Raw genomic sequence first — 13,906 nt, forward strand, 5'->3', positions numbered from 1 at the left:
TGTGTACCGGTGAGCACGGACTACCAGAAGGCACGCGAAGCTCTCGGGATACGCCTCCGGGAGCTTCGGCTGTCAGCCCCCGGCGGTCGTCTCACCGGTACCGAGCTGGCCGACAGGTGCGGATGGCACAAGTCGAAGGTCAGCAAGCTGGAAAACGGCCGGACAACACCAACGCCCGACTGCCTGCGCAGGTGGGCGGAGGCAACCGGCCAACCGGGGGCGTACGACGAACTGCTCGGGCGGCTGCGGGGCTTCGAGTCCCACATCCGGTCGTGGCGGCGACAGCTGGCCTCTGGGCACAAGGCGGTCCAGGACACTCATCTACGCGCCCATGCCGACGCCTCTGTATTCCGTGGCTGGGAGTCGTCCATGATTTTCGGGATTCTCCAGACGCCGGACTACGCGCAGTCGATCTTCACGAGATACGCGGAGCTACAGAGATCACCGCGCGACACCGAGCAGGCAGTACGCTCCCGGATGCAACGGCAAGAAACGCTCTACGACTCGTCGAAGCGCTTTCACCTCATCCTGTGGGAAGCCGCTCTGTACGCCCAGATCTGCCCTCCGTCGGTGCTCGGCGCCCAGCTCGACCGCCTCGCCGGAGTCATCGGCCTCACCACGGTCGAACTGGGGATCATCCCGCTCTCCGCCGCCCTCAAGATCCCTCCGGCCACCACCTTCTGGATCTACGACGACCGCAAGGTGATCGTCGAGAACTGGCACGCGGAGTTGTGGATCGACGACGAGGCCAGTGTGGACACCTATCTGCGCACCTGGCGGACGCTCCGGGAGTCCGCGGTGTACGGCGGTGACGCGCACCGTCTCATCAGTGCGGCGCGACGTGCGTTGCACTGACCGATCCGGACGACAGGCCATGCTTCAGAGGAACGACGCTCATCAACTCGCACACCGGCGCCCCGACGGGGCAGCCGCTCATCCCCATGGCGACCATGGCGAGCAAGGGCCCGTAGCCCTGACGCCGAACGCGGAAGGATCCGACCCCTGCTGAGACAAGCGCAGGGCCCTTGGCACGTGCACACCCGCCGAGGGCCCTGCGCCTGTCAGAGTGCCGCGAACTCGATGAACGCGGTCCAGGCCGTGGGGGCCACGGCGAGTGCGGCACGGGTTGTGTCCTTCGAGTCGCGGACGTGGACCCTGGCGGGGCGGGTGGCGACCTCGACGCATTCGCCGCCATTGCCAGCGCTGTAACTGCTCTTGTACCAGGCCAGTCCGTCCAGGCCGAGCCTCGCGATATCCCCGCTCATCTCTCTCCCAACAGCTTCTCGATCAATGCACGTGATTCTGCCGGAGTGTGGGCCTGCGCGCGCAGGGTCCCGTAGGTACGTTCAAGTTCCCGGACCCTCTGGCGCTCCGTGTGTACACGGCTGTCGCCTTGCACCTCCGCGTAGGCGATCCTGCGCCCATCCTTCATCTCCATCAAGGTGAACGGACCGGCCAATCCAGCATGCTCCTGACGGGAATGCGGCAACACCTGGATCTCCACGTTCCGCTTCTCGGCGAGGAGCATGAGGTGCTCCAACTGGCTTCGCCAAATAGCCTCTCCGCCGAGCGGACGCAGAAGTACGGCCTCCTCAATCACGAAGCTCAGATGCGGTGCCGGGCGCCGGGAGAAGATCTCCTGCCGTGCCAGTCGAGCGGTCAACCTCTGCTCAACCACCTCTTCGTCCAACTCCGGTCGCCACATGGCGAAGACCGCCCGCGCATACTCCTTGGTCTGCAAGAGACCTGGCACCGCCTGGGTGGCATACACGTGCAGTACAAGGGCCTCGGCCTCCAACTTGGCCGCGTCCCGGAAGAACGCCGGATACTGAGCCCGAGCCACCTCCTCCTTGCTCGCGCACAACACCCCACCAGCCTGCAACACTTCATCGGCCTGGTCGATGAACTTCGGCGGCGGAATACGTCTTGCCTGCTCGAACGACGCGATCGTCGAGGCCGAGTACCCGGTCAGCGACCCGAGCCTCGCGCGGTCCATCCCCGCCCGCTCCCGGAACAGCTTCAACTGCCGCCCGAACACGAACAGCATGCCCGTCCCGACCTCGTACTCCGGCTGCTGAACCTCGTCGTCCACGCCGCAGCTCCTCTCGTACAACCGCCCCAGTCAGCCAACTCGGGGCCCGGGAACCGGTCACGCCCACCACCAGGTACAAGCGCACCGCCCGCGTGTACAGCCCGTACCCGTCAGCGCAGCGCTCCTGGTCAACGCTACGCAGAGTTCGTGATCGTTGACCCTATGAAGTCAGCAACTCCCCCGAACGGGCATATGCCACAGCACCCCGCACCCGAACGCGAGTTCACCATGCGCTTCACATCAACCCCGCGCGGTGCCCGCCTCGCCCGCCGACTCGTCTCGCACCGCCTGAACGACTGGGGCCACCCCTACACAACCCAAGTCAACGAGACGCTCACGCTGATCACGGCCGAGCTCACCGCCAACGCCGTACGCCACGGCCACATCCCCGGCCGGGACTTCCACCTACAACTCACCCTGACCGAGGACACCTTCCGCATCGAGGTGACCGACACCCGGGCGGAGAAACAGCCCCCGGCAAGTCCGCCGGCGACCGACTCGCTTTCCGAGTCAGGCCGGGGCCTGCTGCTCGTAGCCGCCCTCGCTGACGACTGGGGTGTCAGCCCTCGTTGGGCCCCTCCGGGCAAGACAGTGTGGGCGGAGCTGCACGTGCGGCCCCAGGGCCACCCGCTCACGCACCGGGTGGCCCATGAACCGACGGACCTCGATCTACTACTGGCTACTGCTTCACTGCTGCGCGACGACCTCGGGTCGCGGCCTGAGGACGCCAGCCCCGGAGGTCGTCGTCCGTGAGTCCGTGTTCTCCCTGCTTCTGCTGGCGGTAACCGGCGAAGAAGTCCGCCGGGGAGCCGCTGTAGAGCATGTCGAACTCGTTGTGCCACTGGGACAGCCAGGGCTGAAGTTCCAGCAGGCCGGCGAGGAACGGCGTGATCTCCTCGGTGGACAGCGCGGTGTTGGTGAAGTATGTGGCGAGGGCCTGCGCCTGCTCGCGCTGGTCCCAGCCGGCCCACCCGTACAGCTCGGGGGTGGCGGCGTTGGTCTGCCCGTAGGAGACGAACCGCTCCTTGGGCACGTCGAGCTTGCCGCGCGCCTTCCAGTAGGAGGCGCGGAGGAAATCGGCCGAGGTGTACTTCGGCGGCACGGGGATGGAGTCCCGGATCTTCCGCTTGGCTGGCTCATCGGGCGCGGCGTCCTCCTTGCGCTGGAGGTCCCACACCTCTTCCCAGTCGGCGCGCTTCTTGAGCCCGGAGGGCTTGTAACGCAGGGAAGAGAGGAACGGCACATGCTCGTCTGTGATCAGCTCGGCGACGACCTTCGCTAGCTCCTTACGGGGCGCGTAGAGCTTGGCGACGGAGACGAAGTCCTCATCACGGGAGAGCGCGTCCGTGAGGCGGGCCAGGGTGAGAATGGTGGGCTGGCCGTTCTCGTCGAACCAGTGGTCCCGGTTCTCCATCCGGTCGAGCAGCCAGGAGCGGAGGGCCTTCTCCTGAAGCGCGTCCCAGCCTTCGGTGGCCCAACGGCGCTTGTACTCGGGGCGCTCGACCATGCCAATGGCACGGTTCGACTCGATGGCGTCGATGCGCTTCTGGACGATCTCGCGGTAGGGGGCGGGCCAGTCGGCGGGAGTGTCGATCGTAGGAATGTAATTGTGATTATGATGGCGGAACCAAGAAGTGGCAATCTCGCCATCTTCCAACTTGCGGGCCAGCACGATCGCGAAGGCACGTTCAGCAGAATCGATCGCAGGGATTTCGCCCTCAGAGACAACGAGCTCCTGGTCGATGAGCCCGTAAAGGGAGTAAACCTTCCAATCCAGCTCTTCCTGAAGAGCGATCATTCGGCCACGCATATCTTCCCAAGACTCGCGCGCGTCTCGGAGCCTCTGCGCCGTTGGAACCCCCGATGCTGCCACTACGGAAGGGCCGCATCCCAAAAACTGTTGCACTAGATCCGCAATTTCTCTTCCCAGAACAACTGGATAGGAAATCGGGAGGGGAATTCGCTCGACATTTGCCCCGTTGAACTGATAGCGATTCTCCCATGGCTCATCGGCACCTGCCTGCTCAGCACCAGGCCGCCCTTTATTATGGCAAGCCATCTTAAGCCAGAGAGCAGCTGTTGAGCTATTCAGAATTCCGAGCAGTTGTACGTATTCCTCCTCTACCGCGTCGGGGCTGAGCTTGATGACAGGAGCAGTCTGCTTGAATACCCTACCCCCTCGGTCCAACACGAAGTGATTATGCGTAGCCACTTCAGCAAACGATAGAGACAGTTCCGTCCGGTAAGCGGAAGGCGTGAACTGCATATAGTCCCACCATTGAAGACCCGCATCCTCCATATCCCCTTGAAAGGTCCGACGCACCTGAAGAAGCCGTCGCAGCGGCCACAGTTCTCTCGCCATGTCGCCGGGCGTCAGTTCGTCAGCATAAGGGAACCAAATCGCCTCTTCTGGAATGGCGTTCCAATCCCGAACGATTTCCCCCGCCATCAGGGGGCGCAACCCAACTCGGCTGGCAACTGTGCGGTAAGTACTACGCAAGGGGCGAATGTACGCCTCGTCAGCACCAGCCCGGATCGCACGGCCGATAGGCGGTTCAATTACCGCCCTCAAAGAGTGCTTACTTTCCTTTGCGATCTGCTCAACCAACTCAAGGCCGCCGTCTGCGAGGATCCAAGGCTGCCTGCCAAAGTACTTCTTACGGTCTAGGTCATCCACAGACACCCACTGGCTCACCGAGCCCGGCTTGTCGATCTGCTCGACGATGGCCCGCCAGACGAGACCGTCCTCTGCCCTCTCTGGAGCGGCAGGCTCTGCCTGCACACTGCGTACGGTCCGGATGACTCGCAACCGCGCGTCCCCACCCCGCTGCTTGCCAACCAGGATGACCGTTGGCGTCCCGTGGCCCGGAATGTACGCACCCGAAGTGTCGATGACTTCAGTCAATTCCACCGCATGCGCGAAGTAGCCCTCGATGAGTTTTACCCCAAACTCACGCTTCATGAAGGAGTTAGCAGTGATTTGCCCAACCAACCCATAGCCTCGCCCCTCAGCATCCCCCCGTTTAGCCAGTTCGAAGAAGCGCTGGGCAAATGGAACCGAGAGCGCGTATGTACCCGCGCACGCCGGATACAACTCTCTATACAGCTCGTTGAGTTTCTTATCCTTTACGGTGATGTAAGGCGGGTTTCCCACCACCACGTGATATCGACCCGGTCGCAAGATGTCCTGGTACTCGTGCACGTCCTCCGTGGCGTACTTGAACTCAGCCAGCTCGTCCCCGAGGTCTTCGTCGGCCTCGCCGAACAAGTTGCCCTGTTGAGAGCGGGACTTGATCAGGGAGTCCCCTACGGCCATGTAAATGGGCCACTGGTATTTCGCCGCCTCCGCTAGCGTCCGCACCCCACCCGCCGCCATAGCCGCAACCAGCAACCGGAATCGAGCAATAGCCACCGCGAACGGGTTGATGTCCACCCCGTGTACAGAGTGCAGCGCAGCCCGCACCCGCTCATGCACGTTCTTCCCCGGCTGCCCCTCCCCCCAAAGCCGCACCAACCGCCGAAACGCCCCCAACACAAAGTGCCCCGACCCACACGTAGGGTCGATCATCTTCAGTTCCTCGTACCCGAACTCCCGCACAGCCGGATTCATCGTCCGGTCGAGGATGAACTCCTCCACGAACTCTGGCGTCTGGAGCAGCGCGTACGTCTTCCGTGCGAGCTCGCTCAGGTCCTGGTACAGGTCCCCCAGGAACCGTGTGTCCCATCCCTCCGTGCCGTCCTCGTTCAGCGGGTCGGTGAAGTCGTGGACGAGGACGCCCGCCTCATCCCTCCCCCGCCAGAACTCGACCAGGTCCCGCGCACCGTCATGCGAAAGCGGAACCTGGTACAGCGGGTTGTGCCGCTTGTCGAAAAGCAGCCGACCCGCCTGCCCCTGCCCCAGTTCCTCGAACGCCTTCTCCAGCCACCCCCGGTACGTCGGATCCTCGTCCGACTCCACATACGCGTCGTACCGCGACTCCGCCAGCTCCCGCCGGTCACCGTCCGGCCCCGTCAGGTAAGGCTCCGGGATCAGCCGGTTGTCCTCGCAGAACCGTACGAAGACAGTACCCAGCACCCACGCCACCGCGACCTGCGTGACCCGCTCGTCCAGCCACGAGGTCCATGTCGCCGCCGTACGCCCGAGCTTGCGTGCCTGGTCGTACTCGGCCCTCAAGCGCGCACCGACATCCCCCAGCGCCTTCACCTGGCGCCCGAGGTCGGTCTCGACCGCCTTGACCTGCTGCTTCAGGTCGTTCAACAGAGCCTTGCGGTCGATCACTTCGCGTCTCCCTCGACACCACTGGCGCTAGCCACAATCTCGCCGGACCCGCGATGGGCGTTGCCCACCCACGTGTCCGGAAGCTGAATCCACTCCCCCAGGCCGGCCTGGTACGGCACGGCCACCTGCCCGAGCCGAGGCTCGCGTGAGGGGTCGCTCTGCGGGACCAGGAGCCACAGCCCCCGCCCGCCCCGCCGGGCCGCCGACGCCAGTCGGTCCAGGACGCCCATCGCGTCGTACCGCGCGAACACCCCGGCCTCCGTCAGCAGCACAGGACCGGCAGGGCCAACAGGAACAGCCCCACTCCCGCCACCGTTGCCCAGCAGCTCCGTGATCCGGGGTTCCACCGCGCCCCATGCCGTCCGCGCGTACTCCGCGAACCGGACCGCGCCCTTCGAACCCGGCTCGGCGGCGTCCGCCTTGAGCAGGGTCTCCCAGGTGGGCTTGGTGCCCGGCGTGACCTGCGCGTGCAGGGCCTCCAGGAACAGCTCCGTCACCGACACCGCATCCGTGCCGAGCCGCCCGGCGCCCAGTTCCCGCACCGCGTCCCGCACCAGCTGCTGCCGTACGGTCAGCACCCGGTACCCGTCCCGGCGGGCCGACGCGAGCAGCCGTTCCTCCGCGCGTACCGCGCCCGCGAGCTGCGGGTCGTCGGCGTACCGCGTCACCGCACCCGTACGCGTCGACTGCCGCCAGGCACCCGTCGTCAGGTAGCTCGACGCGTCGTCCACCCGCGTGGGCAGGTAGCGCAGCACGCCCTCGCGTTCGTGCATGCTGAGCGACAGTTCGAAGCCGGCGTCGCGCAACGCCTTGGTGAGCGGGCCGCCGGTCGGCAGTTCGTGGTGCGTGCCGCCACGTCCGTCGGGGACGACCATCTCCGGGAAGCGAGCCCGGACCCTCTCGTGCACGGCCTCGCCGGTCAGGCCCGGCTGCTGCCCCTCCGGCATACCCGGGATCCAGCGGACGAGCCCGGCCTGGGTGAGGCGCAACGCCCTGACCAGCGACAGGTCACGCGGGTAGATCTCCAGGCGTGGCGTGGCGGCGGCGTTCACGGAGGCCGCGGCCGCCAGCTCCACCATGCGCCGCTCGTCCCAGTCCACCGTGCCCGGCGGCACCGTCAACGCGCCCAGCTCGGCCAGCACGGTCGCCGCCGTCGGCAGGGTGTCCAGCCTGGCGAGCCGGTCGGCCGTCTTGCCGAGGCGGGTCGCGTACTCCAGCAGGCCCGGCGCGGTCGGGGTGTCCGGGCCGTCGTTCTCCCGCACGTCGAGGGCGAGCAGGCCGGCGCCCAGGGACTCGTCCGTCGCCTTGCGGTTCGGCTGGTGCTGGAACTCGGCTTCCTGCGGCAGCAGTTGCTCGACCTCGACCACGGCTCGTACGGCCGCCAGCGCCATGGCCCGCCGCTGCTCGCGCCCCGCGAGGTGCGTGCCGCGCCGGACGGCCAAGGCATCCGCGATCTCCACCGCCGAGGCGACGCGCCCCATGCTCACCAGGAGGTCGATGATCTCCTCGCGCAGTGCCCGGACGGCGGGCTCCGCCTTCCAGCGCTTGCGCTCGTCCTTGAGCATCTGCGGGATACGGCCGTGGCTCAGCCCAAGACCCTCCGCGACATCCTTCTGCTTGGGCCAGACGCCGATGTCCGGCAGGACCCCGTGCTCGTCGGGCAGGCGCAGCAGCAGCCGCACCATCTCCGCCTTGTTGCGGTTGGAGCCGTTGTTGTTGACGGCCGGCACGAAGACCGTGGCGAGGGTGTCGAGGCTGACCGAGCGCAGCGTGCGGGCGGGCAGCGCGCCCGCCGACTCACCCGTCGCGAGGCGGCCCGCCAACGCGGACTCGGCGGCGGTGAGCTGCTCCAGCTCCTCCTTGGCCTCCGCCCGGCCCTTCGGCGTGAGCGGCGAGACGGGGATCTCGCGCAGCCGCTCGCCCCATTCGCGCTGCCGCTGCTGGACCTCGTTGCGGGTCTTGGCGCCCAGGCCGGGGGCGTTGACGAGCTTGCGGCGGCTGTAGTCGAGCAGTTCACCGACAGTTGCAATTCCCAGGCCGTACAGGAACGACTGGGCGGCGGGCGTAAGCCCGGAGACCGTCAGCGGAGTATCCCGCGTGACCTCGGCGGCGAGGCGGTCGCGCTGCTGCTCGGCGGTCTCCGGCTCGGCGTCCGCGATCGCCACCGCGGCGGCGCCCCCGGCGGGGGTCCCCTCCCCCGTGGTCGCGGGGGCCGGGTGGCGGGAACGGTGGCTGGACGGGACGGTCTGGGAGGCGTCGAGGAAGACCTTGCGCCAGGCGTCCCGCATCGGCTTCAGCTCGGGGAACCGTCGGCCGGCGTCGCGGTGCAGGGCCTTCTGGAAGAAGTCGACGAGACCGTCCCGTACGGCCGGGTCGAAGGCCTCGGCAGCGATGGTCGGGTACGGCCACTCCTTGGCGTCGGTCATGCGGGGCAGGACGCTGCCGTCGCCCCACTTGGGCAGCTCGCCGGAGGCCATCTGGTGCAGGGTGACGGCGACGGCGTACCGCTCGGCGTGCGAGTCGTAGGAGCCGCGGGTGATGACGTCGACGAAGGGGTCGAGGTAGCCGTCGGTGCCCGCGTTGGTGCTCTTCGCCGGGTAGCCGGCGAGGGAGAAGTCGATGAGGACGAGTTCGCGGGTGCGGTTGGGGCGGATGCGGATCGCGATGTTGTCGGGCTTGATGTCGCGGTGCCAGACGCCCTCGCCCTCCAGGAAGTCGACGGCTCCGAAGAGGTAGTCGCCGTACGCCTCCAGCTGGTCGACCTGAAGGCGGCCGTTCTCGCGGAGCTGGCGGGAGACGGTCTCCTCACGGCGGCGCGGGCGTGCGCCGCCCTCGGTGCCCTGTCCGCTGTCGTCGCGCTCGTCGCCGACGTACTCCAGGGCCAGGACGGTACGGCCGCCGATGTGCAGCGGCTCGGGTTCGACGAGGCGGATGATGCCGGAGTGGGGGCGCAGGCGTCCCATGGCCTCGGCCTCGCGGGCGAGGATCTCGCTGCGGCTGTCGGAGAGGGCGACCTTCAGCACGGCCAGCGGGCGGGTCCTGCGGGCTTCGGCCTGAAGATCGCGGACGAGGAAGGCGCGGCTGGTGGAGCCGGTGCCGAGGCGGCGGCGGATCTCCCACCGGTCGGCGAAGACGTCACCGGCGACGGCCTCCAGCGGGTCCTTGTCGGCGGCGGTCTCGTCGTCCTCGTCGGCCGGCCCCTCCGTGGCGGTGGCCGCCTGGGCCGGGGCGGTGAGGGAGTCCTCGACGACCTCCAGCAGCTCCAGGAACTCGTCCACGCTGGACAGGCGCTGGCCCGGCCGGTAGGCGGTGGCGGCCTGGACCAGCTCGTCCACGTCCTCCGACAGGCCGTCCACCAGGGAACTGGGACGCAGGCCCTCCCCCGCCTCCAGGCGGGCCAGCAGCTCGGCCTGGCTGGCGGCCGGGGCCTTGCCGGTGACCAGCAGGTAGGTGAGGACACCGAGCCCGTACACGTCGAGGTGGACCGGGTCGGGGTTGAGGGCGGTCAGCTCGGGGGCGAGGTAGGCGTCGGCGTCGTCGGCCAGGTGCATCGCGGACAGGGCGGTCGGCGCGAAACGGGTCATGCCCTGGCCCTGGGAGGAGTCGCCGCTGCGCTGGGTGGCGATCTGCCAGTCGGAGATCTGGAGGTGCGGGGTGAGCCAGGCGGCTTCCTCCCCCACGGCCCGGCCCTTCCTGCCGCGCGGCCGGGGGACGACGAGCACGGAGCGGGCGGCGAGTGCCCGGTGGTGGATGCGGCTGGAGTGCGCGGAGCGCATGGTCTCGGCGAGTTGGCGGACCAGCGCCATCCGGCCGAGGATGTCCAGCTTCTCGCCGTACTGGACCAGGTACTCGTCCAGCTTCAGGGTGTCCGGGTGGTAGTCGAAGATCAGCGCGGGGCCGGCGGCGTGCCCGGAGGGGAAGTACTGCTTGAGTTCGACCGCGCCCGGGTGCTTGAAACGGCCCAGCACCGCGGCCTCGCGCCGGGCGGCGTTCTCGACGGACTGGCGCAGGGAGGCGTCCGAGCCGCGCTCGCTGAGGTAGATGCGGACGCGGGCGGCCTCGGGCAGGTCGCTGTGCCGGGCGAGGTAGTCCGCCCAGGTGGGACCGGAGTCGAAGGACTTCCGCTCCAACTCGTAGGGGCCGACCTTGTACTGCGCGTCGCTCTTGCGGATGCCGATGTTCTTGAGGGCCGCCTCGATCTCGCGCGAGCCGATCGCGGTGATGCGGCGCCGCTCGTCGCGTGGGGGCTGCTTGAGCGTCTCGACCAGCTGGTGGACGGTGTAGACGCCGTTCTGGTCATGGGCGGGCAGGCGCACACGAAGGCCGTTGTCCGTGAAGCAGACGGCCTCGGCGACCCAGACCCGCTTGTTGCCGGGCAGCGCGAGCAGGCCGGCCAGTTCCTTGGCCTTGCGGTTGACCAGGTGCAGCGGGTTGCCGTGCGTACGGCGGCGGCCACCGGGCGTGGTCTGCACCCAGGTGCCGTTCTCGGAGGTGACCGAGCCGTGCCAGTCCTTCAGCTCGATCATGCAGACGCCGCCGGGAGTGACGACCAGGAGGTCGACTTCCCGGACGTGACCGGTGTTCGCGGTGAAGGTGAAGTTCGACCAGGCACGCCAGGGGTCGGAGTCCGGCAGCTTCTCCCGGATCGCGTCCAGGCCACGGCGTTCATGATCGAACTCGGACTCGGTGACCGTGACCCACCGGCCTTCCCGCATGCCTGTTCCCCGCTCCTCGTTCCGTCCAGGGCCCGCCGTTCCCCATGGTCAGACCCTGCATGCAGATCCTAGTGGCTGGCTACGACATGAGAAGAGGCCGTGAAGAACGGGGCCAAAGGGCATTCGCAGAAGAATATCCCGCCCTGCCACACGCTTGCCCGATAGGGCGGTGATCGGATGAAGGTCTGCGGTCCCAGCGGCGTCGGTAGGGTCGCAGAGTGACGTACATAGTGACCCTCACCTCGCCCCAGATGGCCGAGAACGAATCCGACTGGCTCATCACCGAACGCTTCACGAAAGGACTGCCCACCGGGCTGGAAACGTCCGAGCCCGGTACTCGGTTAGCGCTCCTGGTGTGCGACAACCGAAAGCATCCCGCGAACAACAGCCGTAGGGAGTTCTCCGAACACGGCCGCTTCATCACCTGGGTCGGGTCGGTCCAGCGCTTCAACACCGTGGGGCCGGTCGACAGAAGCATCACCATCGAGCCCATGCGCAGATGTCCGAGGCCGGTGCCTCTGGACGGTCCGGACGGTATCCTCGCTTCCCTTTCCTCGACGCACCGAGCCCATGTGGAGCAGGCCCTTTCCGGAAGTGCGGGGCACTGCGGCACGGCTGCCTGGGAGGCTCTCCGCAAAGCGCTCCTGAAGGCTCACCCCGAGTTGGCCCCGTACATCGAATGGCTGCTCGCCAATCTCACACCGGTCGTCTTCGACGTCGAGGACGCGGCGGACCGTGCGTGGCAGGAACAGAGGGACGCCGCTCAGTCCCTCACCAGGGTGACCGACTTCCCTCCCTCCGCGCTGTCGGCCTGGGGACGCCCTGCGTCACGGGACGAGCCGTACCTCGCGGGCCTCATCCCGGACCCGGTGGAGAACAGCCTGATCGACCACGACGTAAGAGCCGGTCTCGGCAGCGAGGCTCCCCGTTTCGACGACTGGCGAGGGCTCGGTGATGTGCGATGTGACATCCACGTGCTGGAGGACTCCACCGGGCGCCGTCTCGAGATCGTCAACGTCAATGCCACTCCGGTCGAGAGCCGACTGGGCACGGACATGATCTACTACCACCACCCCACCCACAGCTTCGTCCTCGTCCAGTACAAACGCCTGGCATCCCGGGGCAAGGAATACCGGGTGAACAAGCAACTCCTGGACCAGATGGACCGCTTGGAGCAGGTTGCGGAGCTCAGCGCGAAGCCTGCGCGCTCCCACGAATGGCGCCTCTCCCAGGACTCGTGCTTCCTGAAGTTCGCGCACTGGCGGGACGGGGCGGCTCCCACCTCCGAGCTGGCCCACGGAATGTACATCCCCCTCTCGTACGCCCGCGTTCTCCTGGACGACGACTGCACACTCGGGAAGAAGGGCGGGCGCATCTTCAGCTATGAACGGGTAGGCCGCTACCTCGTCGGCTCAGAGTTCGCGGAACTGGTCAAGCACGGCATGGTCGGGACCGTGGGAACCAGCGTCGAGCAGTTGCGGGACTTCGGGCTGCAGCGCGCCCGCGAGGGGTACAGCGTCATGCTGGGGTTCGAAACGAGCGAGGAGACGCCCCGTGCACGGGCCACACGCGCCCGCAGCCGCAGTGCGAAGAACAGGCCGAAGGTCAACTCATACTCCCCGCCCGCCTCGCCGCAGCGGAAATCCGACGCTCCGGGCTCCTGATCCAGACGGTATGGACCGAGTGCGTTTCGTGAAGAGGCTCTCCTCCCGCCGGAGCAGCACCGACCGGAAACACGTTTTGCCCCACCTCGGCGTACATCAGCTCGCTCTTCCGCACGTGCCTCGGTCCGGCACATCATGACGATGAGCCGATCACCTCGAGGGTGGAGATGGCGCGGGAGAACGCGTCTGCGACCTTCTCTCCGCGGAGACCTGCTTCCCCGACGGAATCGTGCACCGCGCCAGAGACATCACGGTTCCGTCGCTGCGGGACAGGTACGGCGAGCAGGTGGATCCCGACCGGCTCGCCGCGCGGCTCTCCGCGACGCTGGACGCCGCACTCACCGAACGCGCCGCCGCGCTGCGCACCGCTCAGGCCGGCATCGCCGCGCACGACAAGGTGGGCGTCGTCCGTGCCGATCTCGCGACGGCCCGGCAGCAGTACACGCAGAGCCGCGACGCGGCGAACTCAGCCCGGGCCAACGCCCGCAGGGAGATCGCCTATCTCGGCAGCCATGAAGCCTCGGTGGGTCCAGCCAGCAGCCCCTTCAGGAACAGCGAATGGAGCACATCCCAGTCCGTCTCAAGGTCCACGACCTCGATGGTCCGCCCGTCCAACGCGGTTGTCTCCTCGGGTACTTGCGCGGCATGCCGCCAGCCCAGACGCGGCAAGCCCCTGAAAGATCGGAAAGGGCCTCCGGCGCAGGTCAGAGGCCCCTTCCCAGGCAAAGCCGCAGGTGGCGGCAGACGAGTCGGGCTGTACGCCGGGTTCTGTCGCCCGGTCGCCTCGCGGCGGCCGGGGAGACGGCCATCCATCTAGGGCCGGCGTTGCCGCCGGCCTCGTGCGGTCTACCCGCGGACTCGGGCGGGCAGCCCTCGAACGTCCGCGCAGAGCGCTTGTTACGGCACTCCTTTTGACCTTGCTCCAGGTGGGGTTTACCTAGCTGCCCAGGTCACCCTGGGCACTGGTGGTCTCTTACACCACCGTTTCACCCTTACCGAGGACCGAGGTCCCCGGCGGTCTGTTTTCTGTGGCACTGTCCCGCGGGTCACCCCGGGTGGCCGTTAGCCACCACCTTGCCCTGTGGAGCCCGGACGTTCCTCGGGAAGTCCCGTGAGGGACTCCACGCGGCCGTCCGCCCGGCTCGTCTGCCGTGTC

At 67.5% G+C, this 13,906-nt stretch carries 7 protein-coding genes and 1 other RNA gene; 3 read left to right on the forward strand and 5 right to left on the reverse strand.

The window, feature by feature from the left end:
- Positions 1 to 9: 9 nt before the first annotated feature.
- Complete coding sequence (locus QQM72_RS30800; RefSeq protein WP_314224111.1) at positions 10 to 855, forward strand: helix-turn-helix domain-containing protein; 846 nt, start codon at positions 10 to 12, stop codon at positions 853 to 855.
- A gap of 206 nt (positions 856 to 1,061) precedes the next feature.
- Here QQM72_RS30800 and QQM72_RS30805 read toward each other — a convergent pair whose 3' ends face one another.
- Both QQM72_RS30805 and QQM72_RS30810 read right to left on the reverse strand, forming a co-directional pair.
- A complete protein-coding gene (locus QQM72_RS30805; protein WP_314224112.1) occupies positions 1,062 to 1,265 on the reverse strand; it encodes a DUF397 domain-containing protein in 204 nt (67 codons plus the stop codon).
- Positions 1,262 to 2,092, reverse strand: coding sequence for a helix-turn-helix domain-containing protein (locus QQM72_RS30810; RefSeq protein WP_314224113.1), 831 nt, complete (start codon positions 2,090 to 2,092; stop codon positions 1,262 to 1,264). Before QQM72_RS30810 ends, QQM72_RS30805 begins: the two co-directional genes overlap by 4 nt.
- Positions 2,093 to 2,320: 228 nt before the next feature.
- On the opposite strand from QQM72_RS30810, the gene QQM72_RS30815 reads away from it, so the two are divergent.
- A complete protein-coding gene (locus QQM72_RS30815) occupies positions 2,321 to 2,845 on the forward strand; it encodes an ATP-binding protein (protein WP_314224114.1) in 525 nt (174 codons plus the stop codon).
- On the opposite strand, the gene pglX is transcribed toward QQM72_RS30815, so the two are convergent.
- Both pglX and pglW read right to left on the reverse strand, forming a co-directional pair.
- Complete coding sequence (gene pglX / locus QQM72_RS30820; protein ID WP_314224115.1) at positions 2,772 to 6,371, reverse strand: BREX-2 system adenine-specific DNA-methyltransferase PglX; 3,600 nt, start codon at positions 6,369 to 6,371, stop codon at positions 2,772 to 2,774. The two genes, QQM72_RS30815 and pglX, sit on opposite strands and share 74 nt — an antisense overlap.
- Positions 6,368 to 11,086, reverse strand: a complete 4,719-nt coding sequence (gene pglW / locus QQM72_RS30825) for a BREX system serine/threonine kinase PglW (RefSeq protein WP_314224116.1) — start codon at positions 11,084 to 11,086, stop codon at positions 6,368 to 6,370. Before pglW ends, pglX begins: the two co-directional genes overlap by 4 nt.
- Positions 11,087 to 11,304: 218 nt before the next feature.
- Here pglW and QQM72_RS30830 point away from each other — a divergent pair, with 218 nt between their 5' ends.
- On the forward strand, positions 11,305 to 12,750 hold the full coding sequence (locus tag QQM72_RS30830; protein WP_314224117.1) for a hypothetical protein: 1,446 nt from the start codon (positions 11,305 to 11,307) through the stop codon (positions 12,748 to 12,750).
- Positions 12,751 to 13,491: 741 nt separating this feature from the next.
- Here the strand turns inward: QQM72_RS30830 and rnpB are convergent.
- Positions 13,492 to 13,895, reverse strand: an RNA gene (rnpB, locus tag QQM72_RS30835) — RNase P RNA component class A.
- Positions 13,896 to 13,906 lie beyond the last annotated feature (11 nt).

It is taken from the genome of Streptomyces zaehneri, from assembly GCF_032248645.1.
In the GTDB taxonomy this organism is placed as follows: Bacteria; Actinomycetota; Actinomycetes; order Streptomycetales; family Streptomycetaceae; genus Streptomyces; species Streptomyces coriariae.